This is a genomic window from Pseudomonas sp. TUM25319, from assembly GCF_056388475.1.
This window is the reverse complement of sequence record NZ_CM150751.1, coordinates 611,799-634,288: the sequence shown is the minus strand read 5'-3', so window position 1 is coordinate 634,288 and position 22,490 is coordinate 611,799. Positions and strand designations below refer to the sequence as shown.

Below are 22,490 nucleotides of genomic sequence, written 5' to 3'. Positions count from 1 at the left end.
CGGTGGCGAAGGCCGCAAGGCTATACTCTGCCGCTGAATTTTCAGACATCGGACTACAAGGACTCGCCCATGAAAGCGTTTGGCAAAATCCTGGGACTGGTGGTTCTCGGGCTGTTGCTGATCGTGGTGGCCGGCGGTTTCGCCCTGACCCACCTCTTCGATCCCAACGACTACAAAGACGAGATCCGCCAACTGGCTCGCGACAAGGCTCATATCGAGCTGACGCTCAATGGCGACATCGGCTGGAGCCTGTTCCCCTGGCTCGGCCTGGAGTTGCACGAGGCGAGCATCGCCACGCTGAACAAGCCCACCGAACCCTTCGCCGACCTGCAGATGCTCGGCCTGTCGGTGCGGGTCCTGCCGCTGCTGCGCCGCGAAGTGCAGATGAGCGATGTCCGCGTCGAGGGCCTGAACCTGAGCCTGGTGCGTGACGAAAACGGCCACGGCAACTGGGAAGACATCGGCAAGCCGCTGCCGGCCAAAACCGACGGCGCGCAGACCGAACCCTCCACCCCGGCGCCGTCCACCGAGCCGGCCGCGAGCAAGCCTGCAACGGCTGAGCGCCCGCTGAAACTGGATATCGACAGCCTTACCGTGAACAACGCCCGGGTCCAGTACAGCGATGTGCGCACCGGCCAGAACTTCACCGCCGAGAGCATCCAGCTGAGCACCGAGGCCATCCACGAAGGCATCAACATTCCGCTGAAGATGACCGCCTTCCTCAGTTCCGCCCAACCGGTGCTGCGCGCCCGCATCGAGCTGGCCGGCGAAGGCCGCTTCGATCGCGCCCTCAAGCGCTATCAGTTCGAAGACATGAAGCTCAGTGGTGAACTCACCGGCGAACAACTGCAACAGAAAAGCGTGACCTTCTCGGCCCAGGGCCAGTTGCTCGCGGACCTGGCGGCCAACGTCGCCGAGTGGAACGGCCTGAAACTGTCCGCCAACCAGTTGCGCGCCCTCGGCGAACTGAGCGTGCGCGAGCTGGACAAGGAACCGAAGATCAGCGGCGGCCTGTCCATCGCCCAACTCGACCTGCGCAAGTTCCTCGATAGTGTCAACGTCGAACTGCCGGCGATGAACGACCCGACCACCCTGACCGGCTTCGAACTGGTCGCCCGCCTCGAAGGCAGCCAGAACAGCGTGGCCCTGGAAGACCTGGCGATGAAACTCGACGCCAGCACCTTCACCGGCCGCATCGCGGTCGAGGACATCGCCAAAAAGGCCCTGCGCGTCCAGCTGAAGAACGACAAGTTCGACGCCGACCGCTACCTGCTGGCCAAGAGCGAAGCGGCGGCCAGCGCCAAGGCGGCGCGCCAGGCCGAGGTCAAGGGCAACGAAGTCAGCGCCCTCGCCGGCTCCGGCACCACGCCGCTGCCGGACGCACCGACCCAGGTCGCCTGGAGTGACGACAAGCTGCTGCCGGTCGATCGCCTGCGCGAGCTGGACCTGCAGGCCAGCCTCAACTTCGGCGAGCTGATCCTCGACAAGCTGCCGATCCAGGACGCCGAACTCAAGGCCAACGGCCAGGGCGGGCTGATTACCCTCGAAACCCTGCGCGGCGGCCTCTACAACGGCAGCTTCCAGACCCGGGGCAGCCTCGACGTCCGCCCGGCGGTGCCACTGGTCGCACTGAACAGCAAGATCGAGCGCGTACCGGTAGAACACTTCATCAAGCGCGAAGGCGACACGCCACCGGTCAAGGGCCTGCTGACCCTCGACAGCGCCCTGACCGCCAGCGGCAACAGCCAGAAAGCGCTGATCGACACCCTCAGCGGCAACGCCAGCTTCGCCATCACCGACGGCGTACTGGTGGACGCCAACCTCGAACAGCAACTGTGCCAGGGTATCGCCACCCTCAACCGCAAGAGCCTCAGCGGCGAGCCGCGGGGCAAGGACACACCGTTTCAGGAGCTCAAGGGCAGCCTGTTGCTGCGCAACGGCGTGGCCAGCAACCCGGACCTGAAAGTCCGCATCCCTGGCCTCACGGTCAACGGTAATGGCGACCTCGACCTGCGCGTGCTCGGCATGGACTACCGTGTCGGCGTGATCGTCGAAGGCGACAAGCGCGACATGCCGGACCCGGCCTGCCAGGTCAACGAGCGCTACGCCGGCCTGGAATTCCCGCTGCGCTGCCGCGGCCCGCTGGAGCTGGGCGCCCGCGCCTGCCGCGTCGACAAGGATGGCGTGGGCAAGCTGGCGGGCCAGGTGCTGGGCAACCGCATCAACGAAAAACTCAATGAAAAACTCGACGAGAAGCTTGGCGACAAGGTCAGTCCCGAGCTCAAAGACGCACTGAAGGGCCTGTTCAAACGATGACCCCCGAGCAGTTTTCCACCGCGGTCCTTGACTGGTTCGACCGCAACGGCCGCCACGACCTGCCCTGGCAACAGGGCATCACACCTTACCGGGTGTGGGTCTCCGAGATCATGCTGCAGCAGACCCAGGTCAGCACCGTGCTCAACTACTTCAGCCGCTTCATGGACGCCCTGCCGGACGTCCAGGCGCTGGCGGCGGCACCGGAGGACGAAGTGCTGCACCTGTGGACGGGCCTGGGCTACTACACCCGCGCACGCAACCTGCAGAAGACCGCGAAGATCGTGGTCGAGCAATACGGCGGCGAATTCCCCCGCGACGTGGAAAAGCTCACCGAGCTGCCAGGCATCGGCCTGTCCACCGCCGGCGCCATCGCCAGCATCAGCATGGGCTTGCGGGCGCCGATCCTCGACGGCAACGTCAAGCGCGTGCTGGCCCGCTACACCGCGCAGGAAGGCTACCCCGGCGAGCCGAAGGTAGCGAAGGCGCTGTGGGCCAGTGCCGAGCGTTTCACACCCCATGCACGGGTCAACCACTACACCCAGGCGATGATGGACCTGGGCGCCACCCTCTGCACCCGCAGCAAGCCCAGTTGCCTGCTGTGCCCGCTGGAGCGTGGCTGCGAAGCGCACATGCTCGGGCAAGAGATCCGCTACCCGCTGCCCAAGCCGCGCAAGACGCTGCCACAAAAACGCACGCTGATGCCGCTGCTGGCCAACGACGACGGCGAGATCCTGCTTTACCGGCGACCGTCCAGCGGCCTGTGGGGCGGCTTGTGGAGCCTGCCCGAGCTGGACGATCTGGATGACCTCCAACACCTGGCCGACCAGCACCAGCTCAACATCGAGGCTCGCCGCGAACTCAGCGGCCTGACCCACACCTTCAGCCATTTCCAGCTGGCCATCGAGCCGTGGCTGGTGCGCGTTGGCCAGCAGGGCGCTGGCGTGGCCGAGGCCGACTGGCTCTGGTATAACCTCGCCACCCCGCCGCGCCTGGGCCTCGCCGCCCCGGTCAAGAAGCTGCTCAAACGCGCGGCCGACGAATTGATTGCAGGAGAGTCGTGATGACCCGCACCGTGCTGTGCCGCAAATACAAAGAAGAACTGCCGGGCCTTGAGCGCCCACCGTATCCGGGCCCCAAGGGCCAGGACATCTACGAGCACATCTCGCAGAAAGCCTGGATGGACTGGCAGAAGGAGCAGACCATGCTCATCAACGAAAAACGCCTGAACATGATGAACCCGGACGACCGCAAGTTCATCCAGGGCGAGATGGACAAGTTCTTCTCCGGCGAGGATTTCGAAAAGGCCGAAGGCTACGTTCCACCGGCCCAATGACCCCCTGAAACGTAAGCGTCGGTATTAATTGAAAAAAAATTTGAAATTGTTGTTGACGCAAACCTGAAAAACGCTTTTAATGCGCCCCGTTGCCCAGATAGCTCAGTCGGTAGAGCAGAGGATTGAAAATCCTCGTGTCGGCGGTTCGACTCCGTCTCTGGGCACCAAGACAACGCAAAGCCCCTGAATCGAAAGATTCAGGGGCTTTTTGTTTGCCTGCGATTTATGGGCACTTCGCTAGCAGGAAAAATCCACGGAGGGCGTAGGAATTTTGAAATGGGCGAGAGCGCTCAAAGCGCTGGCATTCACCGGAATGGCGAGCACCTTGGCCGGCTGTGTCGGCGTGGTGATCAACACACCAGAAAAGAGTACCCATAGAAGCTACTCCCATGAGCACTACTCATTGGCCTCGCAAAAGACACCTACCAGGGTCACAGGAACTGAAAGGTCCTGGGAGCGACGAGAATGGTGTGGCATCAAGGTGGTGGTTGCCGTCATCCCTATTCCTCTCCAGTTACCTCTATGCACGTCTTACCAGGAGACCTCGTACGACGGTGACGCAGAAGGCAGTCCGGTAATCCTGAAGACTACTCAGACCATGAAGGGTCAGTTCTACGGCTGTGGCCCCTTGATGATGATGGGACCCATCATGCATACCTACCGAGGCAATATATTCTGCGGAACATTTGGGTGGTGACCGCTCGAAGCACTGCATGCTGATCAAGATCAATACGCCATCACCTGATCTATGTAAGTTGTGGGGAGGACATTCGAAGGAACAGAAGGCCCCTCCATGAGTGATGAATCCCCCGTACTCCCGCTCCCTGAGCCGCTGACCGGGGCAAGCCCGCACCAGACCGCTCCGCGCCAAGCCACCCCTCGCCCGCACCGCCGCCCACGCAAGCCCGCCCCGATCATCGAAACCGATATCGTCCCGGACACCCCGGCCGCCCTCGAAGTCGCCACGGCGCCCCACGGCACCAGCGAAGACAGCTCGTCCGCCAAACTGCCGCACAACTATCCCTACAGCACCCGCATGCGCCGCGCCGAGTACGACAAGGCCAAGCACGCGCTGCAGATCGAGCTGCTGAAGGTGCAGAACTGGGTCAAGGAAACCGGCCAGCGCGTGGTGATCCTGTTCGAAGGCCGCGATGCCGCCGGCAAGGGCGGTACCATCAAGCGCTTCATGGAACACCTGAACCCGCGCGGTGCGCGCATCGTCGCCCTGGAGAAGCCCTCCGAACAGGAAAAGGGCCAGTGGTACTTCCAGCGTTACATCCAGCACCTGCCGACCGCGGGTGAAATGGTCTTCTTCGACCGCTCCTGGTACAACCGCGCCGGCGTCGAGCGGGTCATGGATTTCTGCACGCCGCTGCAATACCTGGAGTTCATGCGCCAGGCGCCGGAACTGGAGCGCATGCTGTGCAACAGCGGCATCCTGCTGTTCAAGTACTGGTTCTCGGTGAACCGCGAAGAACAACTGCGCCGCTTCATTTCCCGCCGCGACGACCCGCTCAAGCACTGGAAGCTCTCGCCCATCGACATCAAGTCGCTGGACAAGTGGGGCGAGTACACCGCCGCCAAGGAAGCCATGTTCTTCCACACCGACACCGCCGATGCCCCCTGGACCGTGATCAAGTCGGACGACAAGAAGCGCGCACGCATCAACTGCATCCGTCACTTCCTCAATGCCCTCGACTATCCGGGCAAGGACTTCCGCGTCGCCCATGAACCCGACCCGTTGCTGGTGGGCCGCGCTTCACGGGAAATCGAGGAAGACCGTCGCGACGAGCAGGACGTGCAGTTGCAGAGCCGGGTCAGCTCGCTGGTGCTGCCGCGCTAAGCGCTCAGAAGTTGGCGATAGCGCTGCAGTAGTCGGCCTTGGCGGCCTTCACCGGCTCCGGCGTATCGCCATCGATACGGTTGAATTCGACGCCGCAGGCGTTGTAGCCGTGCAGGGTGAGCTCGTAGTCGGCACCGGCCTTGGGGGTGAAGGTGAACATCCCCAGGCAGGTGCTTTTCTGGTTGTAGCTCACCGCCCGACCGCCATCGAGAAAAGTCAGGGTCAGCGGCTTGCCGGCCGCCACCCGCACCTCGCTGCTGGCCCATCCCGCCGGCACCGGCTTGCTGGCAGGCATGCCGAGCTTTTCGTTGTTGCGCTGGGCGAAGGTCTCGTTCGGCACCACGATCACCCCGGCACCGGGGCTGTACCAGTCCACGCACTCCAGGCCCGGCACACCGCGCACCATGCCGTCGGAATTCACCCGCAGACGCGCCGTCTCGCCACTGGCGGGCGAAGCGAACGGCGTGTTGAAGGATTTGACCGCAGCGATGTTGCCGCAACCGCTCAGGGCGGCGACGACAAGGCAGAGTGGCGCGATGGCTTTCATTGAGGGATTCCCTTCCTGTGGTCAGATAACCTGCCTGTGACCGCCTTCTGCGGCTTGGGTTTCCCGGCCAACTGCGATTCAATACGCGCAATTTGACTGACTTCGCAGAAAGGAACACCCATGGCCTCGAACACCAAACAACAGAAACGCGCCAAGCGCGCTGCCGCCAAGGCTCGCGAAAACCGCATGGTGCGCAGCGGCCAGGCGGTGAAAAGCGGCGACAGCTCCAGCGCCAGCGTCCAGCAGGTGTTCGACAAGGCCATGAGCACCGACAGCTACGGCAGTCTGTTCACCAAGATGAAGACCGCCCAGGAAACCAGCCTGGAATCGATGATCGCCGTATTCCTGGTCGACCCGCTGCTGACCCTGGTACTCAAGGGCCACAACGAAGAACAGGCCACCGACTATATTTGCATGGTCTTCTGCGCCTACCGCAAATGGCTGGACGGCACCGAGGAAGAAGCGGCGATAGCGTGGCTGGAGAGCGACGAGTTCCAGGATGCCTACGTGACCGCGTCGGAAGTGGTTTCCAAACAGAAAAAATTCGGGTGAGCCCATGGCCTCCAGCGCCAAACAGCAGAAACGCGCCAAGCGCGCCGCCGCCAAGGCCAAACAGAACCGGGTGACCCGCAGCCATGCGTCCAGCAAGGCCGAGGAGACACCGCCACCGATCGACAAGTTCTTCGACACCGCCATGGGCGCGGGTCTGTACGAGGAACTGTTCGAGAACATGAAGGAGGCTCAGCAGACCAGCCTGAGGGCCCTGTGCAAGGTATTCCTTGAAGACCCGCTGCTGTCCATCGTAGTGGGCACCTACGATGAAGAGGAATCCGCCGACTACATCTACTGGGTGCTCTGCGAGTACCGCAACTGGCTGGATGACCTCGACTACGAGGAAGCAACCGAGTGGATCCAAAGCGCAGAGTTCATCGAAGCGTATGAGGAAGCGTCCCGACAGATAGAAGCCGAGACAGCCGCCGAGCAATGAAACAATTTGGGTCTGCACGACCTGGTGGGAGCTGGTAGGAGCTGGTAGGAGCTGGTTTACCAGCGATTTGGCCAGCCCTGACAAAGAGGGTGTCAGGTCGGTCCTCATCGCCGGCAAGGCCGGCTCCCACAAGGGGTGTTACTTGGCGGCCGTCAGTGCGTTGTAGCTGGTGATCAGGTTGCGGTAGTCGGGGATGTGGTTGGAGCACAGTGCCGCCAGACCTTCGATATCGTTGCGCCAGTCGCGGTGCAGCTCACAGGCCACGCCGAACCAGGTCATCAGTTGCGCGCCGGCCTGGCTCATGCGGTCGTGGGCGGCGTCGCGGGTCATCTCGTTGAAGGTGCCGGAGGCGTCGGTCACCACGAACACCTCGAATTCTTCTTCCAGGGCCGACAGCGCCGGGAAGGCTACGCACACCTCGGTCACCACACCGGCGATGATCAGTTGCTTCTTGCCGGTAGCTTTCACAGCTTTCACGAAGTCTTCGTTGTCCCAGGCGTTGATCTGGCCTGGGCGGGCGATGTACGGCGCATCCGGGAACAGTTCTTTCAGTTCCGGCACCAGCGGGCCGTTGGGGCCTTGCTCGAAGCTGGTGGTGAGGATGGTCGGCAGGTTGAAGAACTTGGCCAGGTCCGCCAGGGCCAGGACATTGTTCTTGAAGCGGTCCGGCTCGATGTCGCGCACCAGGGACAGCAGGCCAGCCTGGTGGTCAACCAGCAGTACGGCGGCGTCGTCTTTGTTCAGGCGGTTGTATTTGAATGCGGTCATGGTCGTTGCTCCTAAAGGTTCTGATCTTCGTAAGGGGTGGTGTTTCGCGTTGATGGGAGAAGATTAAATTCAGAACCTTTGGTGCGGTAGATAGTGAAATTTGGCTTTAGCGTTCCATAAAAAGAACGACAATTCATACCCCTTCACTCCTAAAACATACGCCCTACCTGTAGGAGCGGATTCATCCGCGAAGGGCTGCGTAGCGGCCCCAAGCCCGTCCAGCACGAGAGAGCTATGTGAGCCACAGCTCCCCAGTCGCAATAAAAAAGGCCGCATTGCGCGGCCTTCCTTAACATCGACTGCAACTACTCAGTTATCCAGCGCCAGCGCCCCACCCTTCTCGGCCTTGCGCTTGCGCGCCACCAGCAGGCCCGCCGCAACCACACCAATGCTCAGCAGCGCGGTGGAGATCACTTCGGCGCGATGGTCCGGACGGATCAGCATCAAGGTCAGCACACCGACGATGAAGAAAATGGTCGCCCAGGTCAGCACCGGGAACGCCCACATCTTGAAGTCGATCTGCTCGCCACGCGCCATGCGCTGACGGCGCATGCGCAGTTGCGACACGGCAATCACCAGATACACCAGCAGCGCGATCGCGCCGGAGCTGGCCAGCAGGAACTCGAACACCTGCGCCGGCGCTACATAGTTGGCGAATACCGTCAGGAACGCCGCCGCAGTAGACAGCAGCACCGCGTAATGCGGCGTGCCGCTGGCGGTGGTGCGCTGGGCCATGGCCGGTGCATCACCGCGCTTGCTCAGGGAGAACAGCATGCGCGAGGAGGTGTACAGCGCCGAGTTCAGGCAACTGGTCACGGCGATCAGCACGACGATATCGACGATCAGCTTGGCGTGTGGCACGCCCATCAGTTGCAGCACGGTCTGGTACGAACCGACTTCGGCCAGCTCGCCGGCATTCCACGGCACCAGCGCCACGACGATGAAGATCGACACGAGGTAGAAAAGGAAGATCCGCCAGATCACCGAGTTGGTGGCCTTGCTGATCTGCTTGCCCGGGTTCTTCGACTCGGCGGCAGCGATGGTGACGATCTCGGTGCCCATGAACGAGAACATGGTGGTCAGCATCGCACCCAGCACGGCACCCAGGCCGTTGGGCATGAAGCCCTGGGTATCGAACAGGTGGCTGACGCCGCTCACTTGGCTATTGGGCATGAAGCCGAAGATGGCGGCCAGACCGAGGATGATGAAGCCAACGATGGCAACGACCTTGAGCAGGGCGAACCAGAACTCGAACTCGCCGTAGTTCTTCACGCTGAACAGGTTGGTGGCCGTCAGCAGCAGGGTGATGACCAGGGTGAAGACCCAGATCGCCACGTCGGGGAACCATGCATGAAGAATGGTCGCAGCGGCGTTGGCTTCCAGCGGGATGACCAGCACCCAGAACCACCAGTACAGCCAGCCAATGGTAAAGCCGGCCCAGTGCCCGATGGCCCGGTCGGCATAAGTAGAAAAGGAACCCGTATCCGGCGAAGCCACGGCCATTTCGCCGAGCATGCGCATCACCAGGACCACCAACGTACCGGCAGCGGCGTAGGCCAGCAGAACGGCGGGGCCGGCGGCAGCGATGGCGTGGCCGGAGCCGACGAACAGACCGGCGCCGATGACGCCTGCGATGGACAGCATGGTGACATGCCGTTGCTTGAGCCCCTGAGCGAGGTCATTGGAATTGTGCGTACCGCTCATAAAACTACCTTTGCAAAGAATGGGGGATCTTCCCGCGTTTGGAGCCGCATGCCCTTGTGAGGCGCCTTACGGTTCGTGCCAGGTGGATGGCAATAAGCGGGCCAGGTCGATGGACCGCGAATTTCGAAACACCCTGTAACCACGTCACATAGGGCTTACGGCGCTTTCAGCCAGCCATTGGCCAAAATGGTCGCCAACCATGCCCGACTTCGGCGGATTACTGAAATACCCACTTACAATTAGAAATGGGTGCACCATAACCATTCACGGGTAACACCTTTGCAAATTTATGGCGCAACCTAAGCCTTACCCTTAGGTGCAACCCTTAGACCACAGCGGCGCTACCAAATATCGCTGCGACCAAATACAACTTTCCAGCAGCGGCCAAAACTGGCACCATCGCGCCTTTTTTCATCCCGGCTCCGGCCCCGAAAAGCGAAACGGCGGACAGCAGCGCGACAGTCCACTGCAGCGATGCGACACCCGCCGTTCCCACGGCCGACCACCCTGCTCGACCTTCTTGGCTGCGATCCGACCGCTATGCTAGCGTGGCGCCTCGCCAGGAAGGCCGCCAACAGCAGAACGCACCGAATCAATGAGGACCGCACATGGCCCAGGCCACGCCCGCACTGGAAATCCGCAACCTGCACAAACGCTACGGCGAGCAGGAGATTCTCAAGGGCATTTCCCTCACCGCCCGTGACGGCGACGTGATCTCCATCCTCGGCTCCTCCGGCTCCGGCAAGTCCACCCTGCTGCGCTGCATCAACCTCCTGGAAAACCCGCACCAGGGCGAAATCCTGGTGGCCGGCGAAACCCTAAAGCTCAAGTCCGCGCGCAACGGTGAACTGATCGCTGCCGACAACAAGCAGATCAACCGCCTGCGCAGCGAGATCGGTTTCGTCTTCCAGAACTTCAACCTGTGGCCGCACATGAGCATCCTCGACAACATCATCGAGGCGCCACGCCGTGTACTCGGCCAGAGCAAGGCCGAGGCCATCGAGCACGCCGAAGCGCTGCTCGACAAGGTCGGCATCCACAACAAACGCCACAGCTACCCCGCCGAACTCTCGGGCGGCCAGCAACAGCGCGCGGCCATCGCCCGCACCCTGGCCATGAAACCCAAGGTGATCCTGTTCGACGAACCCACCTCCGCGCTGGACCCGGAAATGGTCCAGGAAGTCCTCAACGTCATCCGGGCGCTGGCCGAGGAAGGCCGCACCATGCTGCTGGTGACCCACGAGATGGGCTTTGCCCGCCAGGTGTCCAGCGAAGTCGTGTTCCTTCACCAGGGCCTGATCGAAGAGCAGGGATCGCCGCAGCAGGTTTTCGAAAACCCGACCTCGGCGCGTTGTAAGCAATTCATGTCCAGCAACCGCTAACGGAGCAACACGCATGCAGAACTACAAGAAACTCCTCCTGGCCGCTGCCACCACGCTGGTGTTCTCGGCCAACGCCATGGCCGCCGAAAAACTGAAGATGGGCATCGAAGCGGCCTACCCGCCGTTCAACAGCAAGGACGCCAGCGGCCAGGTCGTCGGCTTCGACAAAGACATCGGCGACGCCCTGTGCGCCAAGATGAAGGTCGAGTGCGAAGTGTTCGTCTCCGACTGGGACGGCATCATCCCCGCGCTGAACGCCAAGAAGTCCGATTTCATCGTCTCGTCGCTGTCGATCACCGACGAGCGCAAGCAGGCGGTTGACTTCACCGACCCGTACTACTCCAACAAGCTGCAGTTCATCGCGCCGAAGAACGTCGACTTCAAGACCGACAAGGACTCCCTCAAAGGCAAGACCATCGGCACCCAGCGCGCCACCTTGTCTGCCACCTGGCTGGAAGACACCTACGGCTCTGATATCAAGGTGAGCCTGTACGACACCCAGGAAAACGCCTACCTCGACCTGACCTCGGGCCGCGTCGACGCGCTGCTGGCTGACAAGTACGTGAACTACGACTGGCTGAAGTCCGATGCCGGCAAGAACTACGAGTTCAAGGGCGAGCCCGTGGTAGACAGCGACAAGATCGGCATCGCCGTGCGCAAGGGTGACCCGCTGCGCGAGAAGCTGAACGCCGCGCTGAAAGAGATCATCGCCGACGGCACGTACAAGAAGATCAACGACAAGTACTTCCCGTTCAGCATCTATTGATTCGCCCCGACAGGCACCGCCTTGCGCGGTGCCGGTCCCTTGAATACGCCTGCCCATGACTATTGATCTACACGGATTCGGCCCGGCGCTTGCGGCCGGCGCGCTGATGACCGTCAAACTGGCGCTCTCGGCACTCTGCCTGGGCCTGGTGCTCGGGCTGCTCGGCGCCCTGGCCAAGACTTCGCCCTTCAAACCCCTGCGCTGGATCGGTGGCAGCTACTCGACCATCGTGCGCGGCGTCCCGGAACTGCTCTGGGTGCTCTTCATCTATTTCGGCTCCGTCACGCTGATGAGCCAGCTGGGCGACCTGCTCGGCATCCCCGGCCTGGAACTCAGCGCCTTCTCCGCCGGTGTCATCGCCCTGGGCCTGTGCTTTGGCGCCTATGCCACGGAAGTGTTCCGCGGCGCGCTGCTGGCGATTCCCAAGGGCCACCGTGAAGCGGGCATGGCACTGGGCCTGTCCAAGGGACGGATCTTCTCGCGGCTGATCCTGCCGCAAATGTGGCGCATCGCCCTGCCGGGCCTCGGCAACCTGTTCATGATCCTGATGAAAGACACCGCGCTGGTCTCGGTGATCGGCCTGGAAGAAATCATGCGCCAGGCGCAGAACGGCGTGACCACCACCAAGGAGCCCTTCACCTTCTATATGGTGGCGGCCTTCATCTACCTCGGCCTGACCATCCTGGCGATGACCGGCATGCACTTCATGGAAAAACGCGCCGCACGCGGCTTCGCGAGGGCCAACTCATGAATTGGGAAGTCATCATCAAGTGGCTGCCGCGCCTGGCCCAGGGCGCGACCCTGACCCTGGAACTGCTGGCCATCGCCGTCATCCTCGGCCTGATCATCGCCATCCCGCTGGGCATCGCCCGCTCGTCGCGGCTCTGGTACGTGCGCGCCTTGCCTTACGGCTACATCTTCTTCTTCCGCGGCACACCGCTGCTGGTGCAACTGTTCCTGGTGTACTACGGCCTGGCGCAGTTCGATGCGGTGCGCAGCAGCTCGCTGTGGCCGTACCTGCGCGACCCGTTCTGGTGTACCGCGCTGACCATGACCCTGCACACCGCCGCCTACATCGCCGAGATCCTGCGCGGCTCGCTGCAAGCCATTCCGCGAGGCGAGGTCGAAGCGGCGCGGGCACTGGGCATGTCCCGTGCGACCGCCATGATCCACATCCTGCTGCCCCGTGCTGCCCGCATCGGCCTGCCGGCCTACAGCAACGAAGTCATCCTGATGCTCAAGGCCAGCGCCCTGGCCAGCACCGTGACCTTGCTCGACATCACCGGCATGGCCCGCACCATCATCGCCCGGACCTACATGCCGGTAGAAATCTTCTTCGCCGCCGGCGTGTTCTACCTGGTCATCTCCTTCGTGCTGGTGCAAGGCTTCAAGCTGCTGGAACGCCGCCTGCGGGTAGACGCAACCCAGGGCCGCTGATGGGAGTTGGCTTGTCGGGGCGAATATCTACACACCTCCCCGGCAAGCAAAAGGCCCATTGCAGGGAGGCGCGTATCCTGTGGGAGCGGCTTCAGCCGCGATTGGCCGCACAGCGGCCACAAGACCCGTACTCGCGATATTCCTGGCTAATCGCGAATTCAGGTTCTACGACGGCTGCGCCGCCGATCGCGGCTGAAGCCGCTCCCACAGTGATTGCATGTGATCTACCCCTCTGCCCCACCACTCAATCCCGGTCCACTCCCATGACCCATCTGGAAAACGACCAACTCCTCCCCCGCTTCCAGGCCCTGGACCAGTTCCTCCGCCAGCACCACGCCCTCTGGCACCCGCGCCCTTTCACCAGCCTGCACCTGCCGTGGGAAACCACCCACCCGCAGCTCGCCGACTGGCTCCGCGCCCGCAGCCTGGACGACGCCGAACAGGCCCACAACCAGCCCCACACCGTCTCGGCCCCGGCGCCTTATCCACAACTGGCTGCCGAAGCCCTGGCCCTGTCCGCCGTCGGCGACTTATCCACAATCGCCCTTGCTCCAGCGCCGCCGCGCCTGAGCACCGACGTGCCCGGCCGCAAATGGCAACAGATCGAAGCCTTCGCCCGCCATCTGGACTTTGCCCGCCGCCCGCGTCACTGGCTCGACTGGTGTGCCGGCAAAGGCCACCTCGGCCGGCGCCTGCTCAACCCGGACCAGCACCTCACCTGCCTGGAATACGACCCCGCCCTGGTCGCCGCCGGTGAGCACCTGAGCCAGCACCACCACCTGCCGGCCAGCCACCAGCTCCAGGACGTCATGGCCGACAGCGCCGCCGAGCGCCTGAGCGCCTGCCACACCCCCGTGGCCCTGCACGCCTGCGGCGACCTCCACGTACGCCTCATGCAACTGGCCAGCGCCGCTGGCTGCACGCAACTGGCCATCGCCCCGTGCTGCTACAACCGCACCGCCGGCCCGCATTACCAACCGTTATCCACAACCGCCCGCGCGTCACACCTGCAACTGGACCTCGACGACCTCGGCCTGCCCCTGAGCGAAACCGTCACCGCCGGCAACCGCGTACGCCGCCAGCGCGACCAGTCCATGGCCTGGCGCCTGGGCTTCGACCTGCTGCAAAGGCAACTGCGCCAGACCGACGACTACCTCCCGACCCCGTCGCTGCCCAGTGCCTGGCTGCAAAAGCCCTTCGCCGACTACTGCCGCGACCTCGCCGCCCTCAAGGGCCTGGCAATAAAGCAAGCGCCGGACTGGAATGCACTGGAAGCCGCTGGCTGGCAACGCCTGGCCCAGGTGCGCAACCTCGAACTGCTGCGCAACCTCTTCCGCCGCCCGCTGGAACTCTGGCTCGTCCTTGATCGTGCGCTCTACCTTCGGGAACAGGGCTACAACGTCCGCCTCGGCACCTTCTGCCCCCACCCCCTCACCCCGCGCAACCTCATGCTGCTGGCGGAACAACCTGTGGATAACTCTGTGGGCAACTTCGATGTCAAAACGTGAACCATGCCCATCACGTCGGAATTTTCCACTTGAGGCTTTTCGGCTCATCTGCTAAAGGCCAGCAAAAACAGCCATTTGGTCGCGCGACACTCGGTCGCGGTAGCGGACTTGCATGGGGTGCAAGGGGTCGATGTGGTTTGTGCATAAGCGTTAAAGCGAATTAGGCGGGGGTGGTTCAGATCGACTTCGTCCGCTACCGCATGAAGCTGGGGAGCTGTATGCCTGGGACATTGAGAGAAGGGGCGCTGAACCTGTGGGAGCGAGCTTGCTCGCGAACGGCCGCCCCGCGGCCGCAAACCCAGCCAACACCATTACCCAGACACCCCACACCAAGGCCGCCAAACCACCCCGCCCGAACCCGCCAAAAGCCCCGAAATACGCGGCCTTGAACCAGATTGCAAGGAAGTGGTTTACAGAACCAAACCGATGGCTATAATAGCGGCCCTACTGCCGGTATAGCTCAGATGGTAGAGCAACTGACTTGTAATCAGTAGGTCCCGGGTTCGATTCCTGGTGCCGGCACCACCTCAGAAGCCCCGTATTACGGGGCTTCCGCGTTTTTACCCCTCTAGAATTTCCTGTTTCATTCCTTCGCAGTGTCCACATTCTGTCCACTCCCACCCGCTAAAGGGTTGAGATTGACCACATCCGCCAGGTGCCCCGGACTGAAATGCGCGTAGCGCATGGTCATGGCCAGCGACGAATGCCCCAATACTCTCTGCAGCGTTAGGATGTCCCCGCCGTTCGCCATGTAGTGGCTTGCGAAGGTGTGCCGCAGTACATGGGTCATCTGGCCATCAGGAAGATCGAGGGCAATCTGATCTACCGCCTCGCCGAATTTCTTGTAGCAGTCACCAAACGGAAGGTGAGCACGGGCTAGGTCCTCAAGCTCCTGCGTGATGGGCACAACGCGGCTCTTCGAGTTCTTTGTGCGGAGAAAGTGGATCCGACGATCACGGACCTGACGCCCTCCCAGCCCTTCGGCCTCTGACCAGCGCGCACCAGTTGCCAGACAGATCCGGGCAACCACCCCAGCCTTGGCCGAGATCGCATCGAGCGCTTGCAGCAACGGCTGAATGCTCGATCGTTCCAAATACGCCATTTCCGGTTCATCAAACTTCAGACGCCGCACCTTTTCGAGGGGGTTGCCGCCCTGCCACTCCCCCAAGCGATCCAGCTCATTGAAAACTGCAGATAGGTAGGCCAGCTCATGGTTCAGCGTATTCGCACTGACAGGCTTGGCTTTCTCGCCCTTCTTCATGCCGTTCCCAGGAGCGGCCCGGCCATGTTCCCCAGCCAGGCGCTCTGATCGGTATCTAGTGAAATGTGCTGCTGTGAAGTCACATGCGCAGGGATTGCCCATCCGTTCAGCCATCGCTTTCAACGCACGTTCTCTTTCCTCACCACGCTTTAAGGTCTGCCCGTGCAGCGTGTACCAGAGGTCGATCAGATCGGTCAGACGCCGATCGTCCCGCGCCGACTTTTTCTCAAACTCCCCCCTTGCTCCCGCCCCCATAAGCATCCTCTCAGCATACTGAGCCTCAGCTTTGGACTTGAGCTTGCGCCTAACTCGTGGCCCGTCTCGCCCCTCTGGACGGCAATCTACCAGCCACTCACCGGTCTCCAACTTCTTGATAGACATGGGCTCAGACCGGGCTCACCTGGCCGGCCTCGGGAGCAGTCTGACCAATCATTAGCCAGAGGGTGTATTTCATGAACTGGGGATGATTGACGACCTTGGACAGGGCGGTGAATCCCATCTCGAACAGCGACGACTCGTACTTTTTGTAAGTGCTCAGACTGAGCCCTACCAAGTCGCAGAACTCAGACTGTGTAACGCGCTCCTTGGCCCTAATTGCTTTCAGCTTCGCCGCCAGATCCATCCGTAACCTCTCTCTTGACAAGAACCTATATAGGACCCAACATGGATCCCATATAGGAACTTTGGTCCCCAATATTCACAAGAGGTTATCAGAATGCAGATCACCATCGACACGCCCTACGTGACCGTCGGCGAGTTCGCCAGGCGCTCCGGGCAATCCGATTCGGCTATCCGTCGCGAGATCGAGCAAGGTCACTACCTCACCCGTCCAAAGGTTGAAGGTTCCAAGTCCGCCGTCCTCATCAACATGATTCACATCGCAATGGAAGCGGCTGAGCAAGCGGAACGCGCTCGCCAGGTTGCCAAGTAAGGGTCCGGAATGAACGCACGGATAAGCCAGGATCAGTTCGATCGGATCTATCTCGAAGACGTCATCCCGGCGCTTGAGCATGACCGCGAGCTGTCGTTCCTACCCAAGGACGCGAACGCCAAATACTTCAACAAGGGCATATGCCCAGGGTGCGGCGAGCGCACCCTGTACATCAGCAAGGAGAAGCCGTTTCAGCTCAAGTGCAACCGCTTGAACGAATGCCAGTTCGAGGAGAAGACGCGCGATCGCTACCGCGATCTGTTCGAAAATCTCAGCGACCGCTTCCCATCAACGCCCAGCAACCCAGACGCCACCGCCGATGCCTACCTGCAGCGCACTCGCGGGTTTGATACCGCCCGGATCGCCGGGTGGTACAAGCAAGCGCGCCGGCAGATGGCCGATGGCACATACGCTGCTACCGTCCGTTTCGAACTCTGCGACGGATACTGGGAGCGCATCATCGATGCAACTGCAGTAGCAGCGAACAAAGGTGACAAGGCCGGCATTCGCAAGGGCATGAGGTACGCAGGCAAGGGCTGGGAGCCCAAAGGCCAGACCTATGCCAAGGACGACCAGGTCTTCATCGTCGAGGGCATTTTCCACGCCATCGCGCTGTGGCTGGCCGGCTACAAGGCAATCGCGGCCATCAGCTGCAACAACTTCCCCTGGGAAATCATCGAGGCCAACAAAGGCAAGGGCGTGCGCTGGGTAATCGCCCTGGATGACGACCCGGCCGGCCGTGAAGTGATTCCAAAGTACCGGGGTCGCTTGGCCAAAATGAAGGAGATCTGCTTGGTCGCGCTCGCCGGCGAGCTCGACTGGGACGACGTTTACCGCGAGAAGAAGCTGGACGACGAATTTCTGATCGAGGCGCTGTACCAGGGCCAGCTGTTCTGCGCTTCGTCTGCGATCAAGAAAGCATACCTGCTGTACACCCGCCGCCCGCGCCCCTTCTTCCTGGTGGAGTTTGAAAGCTGCCTCTATTCAGCACGGGTGAACACATCCGAGCTGCAGAAAGACCTGGACGACATGCCGCGCAAGCCTGGCGACCCACCAAGCGGGTACCGCACCGAGTTCTCCAAGCACACCACTATCAACCAGGTTGCCAACTGCGTGCCCAGGTTCGAGTACCTGGAACGCGACGCGATCAGCGGGGAGCAGCGGTACTTCTTCCAGTTCGAGTTCCCCAATCGCCGACTGAATTGCAAGGAACCACTGCCCCCCAGCTCGATCACCGAGCCCCGCGGATTCGCGAAGGCTCTCCTGGAGCGCACCCCAGGCGGCATGTTTGAAGGTGGGGAAAAAGTCCTGGGCATGCTCAAGAGCGATTGGCTGCGTAACCCCAACGTAGTCCGCACGCTGCCCTTCGTGGGTTACGACGAAGTCACCGGCGCCTACTGCTATCCGGGCTTCGGCTTTCACAACGGCAAGGCCATGCAGATGAACGATCACGGCTATCTCGACATCAAGGGGCAAGGTTTGAAGACATCCGCTCGCAGTTTCCCCATGCACCGTGGCGAGTCGTTCGACCCGTCCTGGTTCGACGACTTCCAGCGCGTATTCGGTCTGAACGGGGTGGCCAGCCTGGCCTGGTGGACCGGCTGCCTGTTCGCCGAGCAGATCCGGGCAGTGCAGCAAGGGTGGGCCTTTCTGGAACTGACTGGCGATGCCGGCGCAGGTAAGTCCACTCTGATCCGCTACCTGTGGCGCCTGGTTGGCCGCAAGAACGAGGAAGGCATCAAGCCCAGCGGCTCTGGCGCCTCGGCGATCGGCCTGCTGCGTTCGCTTTCGGCCGTCAGCAACCTGCCGGTAGTGCTCCTGGAGTCGGACAAGGAAACCACGGACGCCATGGGCCGAACGGTGGTCCAGCAATACGCCTGGGACGAAATCAAGTCGCTGTTCGACATCAACGCCAAGCTACGAGTAACGGGCGTGAAGTCCGGTAATAGCGACACTGATGCACTGATCTTCCGAGGTGCGATCTGCATCTCTCAAAACACCATGGTGGAAGGCTCCGAGGCGATCATCACCCGGATCGGCTATTTCCACATGACGCGGGATAACCACTCCGATGAGCTGAAAGCGGTAGCCAATCGCTTGAAGGCCATGCCGGTCGAGCAGTTGTCTGGCTATCTGCCAGCTGTCCTTGGCCGGGAAAGCGCCTGGCTGGACCGGTACTTCGAGGTCTACCCGGAATGCGAACAACGTTTCACGGCTATGGGTGGCGTGGAGCACTCACGGATCATCCAGGTCCACGCACAGATCCTGGCTGCAGCAATGGCTACCCAGTCCCTGTTCCCAACCTGGACCGATCGGCAGATGGAGAACCTGGCCAAGCATCTGGAAGCCCGAGCCCTTGATCGTCAACAGACCCTCTCGGCCGAAAGCAAGACGGCCTCGGTGTTCTGGCAGGCCTACCACTACCTGAACGAACAGGTCGTCACGATCGAAGACGCAGACGGTCGCCGCCAGGAAACCCGCGAGACCCTGAACCACAGCTCTGACAAAGAACTAATCGCGGTCAATCTCCAGCACTTCCAATCCGCGTGCCGCGCTGCCGGTCTTGAAATGTTGCCGACGATCTTGCTGCAGAGGGCGCTCAAGCAGAGCCGCACTCACCCCTTCCTGGAGACGCGAAAAACCCACTCTCGCATCGAGCAGAGGTCGCTCAACTGCTGGGTGTTCAAGAAGCGGGGATAACCCCGTCAGCGCGGGGGTAAGAGATTCGGAGCCAGGGGTAGCTGGGTGCTCTATGGGTTTCTGAGTAATCCCTTAAATCATCTGGAATATCTAGAAGGAATAGGAATAGGTCAATGAATACAGGTGGTTACGGTCGTTCGGCAAGCTGCATGCCACTGGAAGGAGCTGGAAGAAATTTCATTCCACCATCTTCCACCAACCTTCCACTTTGGATGTTCTTCCGTGAAACGGCTGTAGCCCAAGCGCTGCGCGGCCTGCAGCTGGATACGGGCAAATTGACCTTCCATTACCTTCCACCCCTGCTGGAAGGAAGCAAAAAAAGCTCAGCCCAGCAACCACGAGGGCTGGGGGGCCTACACCACTGGGTCCTTCCAGACATTCCAGATGTCTGGGGGGCATACCCGACGCATTCGAAAAACCGGCGGGAAACCGCCCAACTGCGCCGATGGGCGCACCAAGGAGAAGCACGCATGCAAACCGAGCAATCAACCGCTGACTTTCAATTGGCTGTGAGCGAATTTCGCGAGTTCGCGAAGACACGACTCAGCAGTGACAAGTTGAAAATGGAAGGCCAAGCCTTTGCCCACCCTGCTGTCCAGTTGGCGTTCAAAGCGTTCCAGGCCGGCCGCGACCCTAAACCTGTTGGGCAGCTGTTCGCGAGCATTCGCGAGGACAGCAAGTACCACCACCAGATCGAGTGGTGCATCCGGGACGGCATAGGGCATCCCTTCCCTGTCCGCTTCCAAGCACCAGGTGCGTACTACGACGACCACGTTTTGGCAGGCGGCGTCGGTGGTGCATATCGGCTGGCTGATGTGGATCTGTTCGTACTGCACGACGGCCAGCTGCATCGCGTAGCAGAAGGAGGTAACGGCGATGAGTAACGGACTGCGCACGATGGCCTCTGCACTCGCCGCCATCCAGGCCCATCAGGCGCAAGTACCAGCGATCCGGATCGCAGGCACTCAGGCGCTCAATCGATTGGTACCGGTCGCCCTGCGTGATAGCGGCCAGAGCCGTGTCCTGGGCCGCTTCCTGCTGAGCGTTTACAACGGCGAAGACTTCCCCTTCGCCATGAGCGACCTGCGCAGCTTGGACCTACCGCTGTTCGAGGACTGCCTGAAGGTGCTGATGATGGACTACACACCCGACTTGGAGGTGCATGAGCGCATCCAGAACGGCAGTGCGATATGGCAGCAACTGATCGAGCGCTGGGCCCCGGAGGTGATGGATTGAACGTGCAGTACACCGTCGATGGCGCACCTGGTGCGCTGCTGATGCCGGCGACGTATCTGCTTGTTGCCCGGGCTGAGGATCTGGCGGAACTGGTGGCCAGTGACTACTGGCGCGAACATCCGGCGCCTCCTGCAGCATGCGAGGTTCACCTGCAGAGCGTGGACGGGGTCGACCTAGGAATGTTCGAAGTGCAAAGCGTGACACGCCCGGTGTTCACCGCGAAAGCAGTGATCCGGGGCTGAAGGAGACGGTGCCAAGGAGGGGCAACTCCCTGGCACCAGACCACCACAAGAAGGAGAGCAACATGCGATCACTTACCCCTAGTAGCAGCGGTTCGAAGGCTACCACAACCCCGAGGCGCCTGCAGGCTACCGCCATCGTCGGCAGTGCGCTGATCGGCTTCCTGGTCGCCAAGAGTCCCGAGGCACGCACCCACCTGGAGACCATCACGGACCAGGCTCGCCATGAACTGGCGCCCGATGAGATCGCCCTGGTCGTGCGGCTGCTGGCCACTTACACCAAATTTCCCACCAATTGAAGGAAACAACCCATGGCTACTACCTATTCTTCCCGTGTCGCTGACAAATTCGTTCTACGGATGCCGAACGGCTTCCGCGACGAGATCGCCATCCTGGCCAAGGAGAGCGAGCGCAGCATGAATGCTGAGATGATCTGTCGGCTGAAGCAATCAGTGACCCAGGCCAAGGTCGTTCAGGATCAGGAAAAGCTCATCAGCCTCTTGCTCGAAAAGATCGAGTATCTGGAGGCCCGCCTGCACCCGCAGCAGACGGCACAGGTGGCCTGAGGTGGCTATCGATAGCGCCGATCCGCGCTTTGACGACCAGGACATCCGCCGGGCACGCACAGAGCTGCATCTGCCTTCGGACTTTCAGTTGGTCGGTGCCACTCGTTGGTTGGAGGTCGACACCGGTGACGGCCATGCAAGGGTATCGCTCCCCCTGGGCATGTACTTCGTCATGTTCGAGTCTGAAAAAGGACATCGGAAATATGGCGTTGTGCCGCTGCAGAGCGGGATCCGCGAAGATTTTTAGCGGCTAAATAGGAAAACAACTGAGGGCGCAATGCGCCCTCTTTTATTTTTAACTTCCAGTCATTAATTAGATTAGTGTTCGATATAAAGAATAAAGCCACTCTATATACAGAGTATTCCTATTGATAATTTTCGATATATCGAAAATTGCGCGAACAGTTCATCTAGACATTTCTCAAAACGCTATTCAACCACTCAAAAAAATCTTGACGCATCTAAACGCACATACCTAAACTAGCGGCTATATGCCATCACATTGAAGTGGAGAAACAGATGATTCACGCGGTTCCCTGTTTGAATAAGCTGGTCGAGGACATTGAGCAACATGGCAACCAATTAGCACTACTTGCAGATATAGCCACAGGTGAAATTAAACTTTCTAATCGCGCAAAGGTCGGCTTGGTGGACTTCGCGATTAATAGTCTAAATCACTTCTCAGATATTGAATCCCGGGTCCGCCACTATCGAGCGGCAGCGAACCCCAGTTGAGTGAATAGCTCTTTCTGTCGAGCTGGCGGAATATCCCGCAACAGATCGAAAAGAAGTCTATCCATCATATGCGCCGAAGGGGTCAGGGTGTGCGAAAACGTCAGGTTCGCCACCCATCGGTGCCCGCACCCGAGGCACTGGCAGTAGAGTGACGAGAACTCCTTGGAAAGATCATTCCTTGAAGTGATCCGGCCCCGCTCCCCACATTCCTTGCATGTAACTCGCATATC

At 61.0% G+C, this 22,490-nt stretch carries 26 protein-coding genes and 2 tRNA genes; 22 read left to right on the top strand and 6 right to left on the bottom strand.

All coding sequences use genetic code 11. The features are described 5' to 3' along the window. Positions 1-69 precede the first annotated feature (69 nt). The 5 genes from AC05QJ_RS03085 to ppk2 all read left to right on the top strand — a co-directional run bounded on the left by AC05QJ_RS03085 (position 70) and on the right by ppk2 (position 5,492). The gene (locus AC05QJ_RS03085; protein ID WP_476745531.1) at positions 70-2,316 is read left to right on the top strand and encodes an AsmA family protein; all 2,247 of its coding nucleotides are present in this window, start codon (positions 70-72) and stop codon (positions 2,314-2,316) included. Next, positions 2,313-3,377, top strand: coding sequence for an A/G-specific adenine glycosylase (mutY, locus tag AC05QJ_RS03080; protein ID WP_476745530.1), 1,065 nt, complete (start codon positions 2,313-2,315; stop codon positions 3,375-3,377). Before AC05QJ_RS03085 ends, mutY begins: the two co-directional genes overlap by 4 nt. Further along, positions 3,377-3,649, top strand: a complete 273-nt coding sequence (locus tag AC05QJ_RS03075; RefSeq protein ID WP_476745529.1) for an oxidative damage protection protein — start codon at positions 3,377-3,379, stop codon at positions 3,647-3,649. The genes mutY and AC05QJ_RS03075 overlap by 1 nt, the downstream gene beginning before the upstream one ends. A gap of 91 nt (positions 3,650-3,740) precedes the next feature. Beyond that, positions 3,741-3,816 (top strand) — tRNA-Phe (locus AC05QJ_RS03070). A gap of 626 nt (positions 3,817-4,442) precedes the next feature. Further along, complete coding sequence (ppk2, locus tag AC05QJ_RS03065; protein WP_476745528.1) at positions 4,443-5,492, top strand: polyphosphate kinase 2; 1,050 nt, start codon at positions 4,443-4,445, stop codon at positions 5,490-5,492. A gap of 4 nt (positions 5,493-5,496) precedes the next feature. Here ppk2 and AC05QJ_RS03060 read toward each other — a convergent pair whose 3' ends face one another. Beyond that, positions 5,497-6,039, bottom strand: coding sequence for a hypothetical protein (locus AC05QJ_RS03060; protein ID WP_476745527.1), 543 nt, complete (start codon positions 6,037-6,039; stop codon positions 5,497-5,499). A gap of 120 nt (positions 6,040-6,159) precedes the next feature. On the opposite strand from AC05QJ_RS03060, the gene AC05QJ_RS03055 reads away from it, so the two are divergent. Then, on the top strand, positions 6,160-6,591 hold the full coding sequence (locus tag AC05QJ_RS03055) for a hypothetical protein (RefSeq protein WP_476745526.1): 432 nt from the start codon (positions 6,160-6,162) through the stop codon (positions 6,589-6,591). A 4-nt stretch (positions 6,592-6,595) separates the two neighbouring features. Then, positions 6,596-7,027 carry a hypothetical protein gene (locus tag AC05QJ_RS03050; RefSeq protein ID WP_476745525.1) on the top strand — a complete coding sequence of 144 codons (432 nt, stop codon included), beginning with the start codon at positions 6,596-6,598 and terminating at the stop codon, positions 7,025-7,027. 138 nt (positions 7,028-7,165) lie between these two features. On the opposite strand, the gene ycaC is transcribed toward AC05QJ_RS03050, so the two are convergent. Then, positions 7,166-7,795, bottom strand: a complete 630-nt coding sequence (ycaC, locus tag AC05QJ_RS03045) for an isochorismate family cysteine hydrolase YcaC (RefSeq protein ID WP_476745416.1) — start codon at positions 7,793-7,795, stop codon at positions 7,166-7,168. Between the two features lie 309 nt (positions 7,796-8,104). Then, complete coding sequence (gabP, locus tag AC05QJ_RS03040) at positions 8,105-9,499, bottom strand: GABA permease (protein ID WP_476745524.1); 1,395 nt, start codon at positions 9,497-9,499, stop codon at positions 8,105-8,107. Between the two features lie 608 nt (positions 9,500-10,107). On the opposite strand from gabP, the gene AC05QJ_RS03035 reads away from it, so the two are divergent. From AC05QJ_RS03035 to AC05QJ_RS03010, 6 genes are all read left to right on the top strand, one after another. Beyond that, positions 10,108-10,881 (top strand): ABC transporter ATP-binding protein, encoded by a 774-nt coding sequence (locus AC05QJ_RS03035; protein ID WP_476745523.1) that lies wholly within the window; start codon positions 10,108-10,110, stop codon positions 10,879-10,881. A 13-nt stretch (positions 10,882-10,894) separates the two neighbouring features. Beyond that, positions 10,895-11,647 carry an ABC transporter substrate-binding protein gene (locus AC05QJ_RS03030; protein ID WP_476745522.1) on the top strand — a complete coding sequence of 251 codons (753 nt, stop codon included), beginning with the start codon at positions 10,895-10,897 and terminating at the stop codon, positions 11,645-11,647. A 55-nt stretch (positions 11,648-11,702) separates the two neighbouring features. After that, positions 11,703-12,398, top strand: coding sequence for an ABC transporter permease (locus AC05QJ_RS03025; RefSeq protein WP_476745521.1), 696 nt, complete (start codon positions 11,703-11,705; stop codon positions 12,396-12,398). Continuing rightward, positions 12,395-13,084: an ABC transporter permease gene (locus tag AC05QJ_RS03020; protein WP_476745520.1), complete on the top strand. Its 690-nt coding sequence runs from the start codon at positions 12,395-12,397 to the stop codon at positions 13,082-13,084. The genes AC05QJ_RS03025 and AC05QJ_RS03020 overlap by 4 nt, the downstream gene beginning before the upstream one ends. 263 nt (positions 13,085-13,347) lie before the next feature. Beyond that, on the top strand, positions 13,348-14,592 hold the full coding sequence (locus tag AC05QJ_RS03015) for a methyltransferase (RefSeq protein WP_476745519.1): 1,245 nt from the start codon (positions 13,348-13,350) through the stop codon (positions 14,590-14,592). A 449-nt stretch (positions 14,593-15,041) separates the two neighbouring features. Beyond that, positions 15,042-15,117 (top strand) — tRNA-Thr (locus tag AC05QJ_RS03010). A gap of 58 nt (positions 15,118-15,175) precedes the next feature. Here the strand turns inward: AC05QJ_RS03010 and AC05QJ_RS03005 are convergent. Both AC05QJ_RS03005 and AC05QJ_RS03000 read right to left on the bottom strand, forming a co-directional pair. Continuing rightward, positions 15,176-16,234 carry a phage integrase gene (locus AC05QJ_RS03005; protein WP_476745518.1) on the bottom strand — a complete coding sequence of 353 codons (1,059 nt, stop codon included), beginning with the start codon at positions 16,232-16,234 and terminating at the stop codon, positions 15,176-15,178. A 4-nt stretch (positions 16,235-16,238) separates the two neighbouring features. Further along, the gene (locus tag AC05QJ_RS03000; RefSeq protein ID WP_476745517.1) at positions 16,239-16,475 is read right to left on the bottom strand and encodes a helix-turn-helix domain-containing protein; all 237 of its coding nucleotides are present in this window, start codon (positions 16,473-16,475) and stop codon (positions 16,239-16,241) included. A gap of 93 nt (positions 16,476-16,568) precedes the next feature. Here AC05QJ_RS03000 and AC05QJ_RS02995 point away from each other — a divergent pair, with 93 nt between their 5' ends. The 9 genes from AC05QJ_RS02995 (at position 16,569) to AC05QJ_RS02955 (ending at position 22,260) form a co-directional block, all read left to right on the top strand. Next, positions 16,569-16,784, top strand: coding sequence for a hypothetical protein (locus AC05QJ_RS02995; RefSeq protein WP_476745516.1), 216 nt, complete (start codon positions 16,569-16,571; stop codon positions 16,782-16,784). A gap of 9 nt (positions 16,785-16,793) precedes the next feature. Then, positions 16,794-19,484: a toprim domain-containing protein gene (locus tag AC05QJ_RS02990; protein ID WP_476745515.1), complete on the top strand. Its 2,691-nt coding sequence runs from the start codon at positions 16,794-16,796 to the stop codon at positions 19,482-19,484. Positions 19,485-19,597: 113 nt separating this feature from the next. After that, positions 19,598-20,368: a hypothetical protein gene (locus AC05QJ_RS02985; RefSeq protein ID WP_476745514.1), complete on the top strand. Its 771-nt coding sequence runs from the start codon at positions 19,598-19,600 to the stop codon at positions 20,366-20,368. Continuing rightward, positions 20,361-20,720 carry a DUF7673 family protein gene (locus tag AC05QJ_RS02980; RefSeq protein WP_476745513.1) on the top strand — a complete coding sequence of 120 codons (360 nt, stop codon included), beginning with the start codon at positions 20,361-20,363 and terminating at the stop codon, positions 20,718-20,720. The genes AC05QJ_RS02985 and AC05QJ_RS02980 overlap by 8 nt, the downstream gene beginning before the upstream one ends. After that, positions 20,717-20,962 carry a hypothetical protein gene (locus AC05QJ_RS02975; RefSeq protein ID WP_476745512.1) on the top strand — a complete coding sequence of 82 codons (246 nt, stop codon included), beginning with the start codon at positions 20,717-20,719 and terminating at the stop codon, positions 20,960-20,962. Before AC05QJ_RS02980 ends, AC05QJ_RS02975 begins: the two co-directional genes overlap by 4 nt. 62 nt (positions 20,963-21,024) lie before the next feature. Continuing rightward, positions 21,025-21,258, top strand: a complete 234-nt coding sequence (locus tag AC05QJ_RS02970) for a hypothetical protein (protein ID WP_476745511.1) — start codon at positions 21,025-21,027, stop codon at positions 21,256-21,258. A 12-nt stretch (positions 21,259-21,270) separates the two neighbouring features. After that, positions 21,271-21,525 (top strand): Arc family DNA-binding protein, encoded by a 255-nt coding sequence (locus AC05QJ_RS02965; protein WP_476745510.1) that lies wholly within the window; start codon positions 21,271-21,273, stop codon positions 21,523-21,525. Position 21,526: 1 nt separating this feature from the next. Beyond that, a complete protein-coding gene (locus AC05QJ_RS02960; RefSeq protein WP_476745509.1) occupies positions 21,527-21,772 on the top strand; it encodes a hypothetical protein in 246 nt (81 codons plus the stop codon). Between the two features lie 272 nt (positions 21,773-22,044). Further along, entirely contained in the window at positions 22,045-22,260 is a 216-nt protein-coding gene (locus AC05QJ_RS02955; protein WP_476748051.1) for a hypothetical protein, read from the top strand. Here the strand turns inward: AC05QJ_RS02955 and AC05QJ_RS02950 are convergent. Then, the gene (locus AC05QJ_RS02950; protein WP_476745508.1) at positions 22,233-22,487 is read right to left on the bottom strand and encodes an ogr/Delta-like zinc finger family protein; all 255 of its coding nucleotides are present in this window, start codon (positions 22,485-22,487) and stop codon (positions 22,233-22,235) included. The genes AC05QJ_RS02955 and AC05QJ_RS02950 overlap by 28 nt on opposite strands. Positions 22,488-22,490 lie beyond the last annotated feature (3 nt).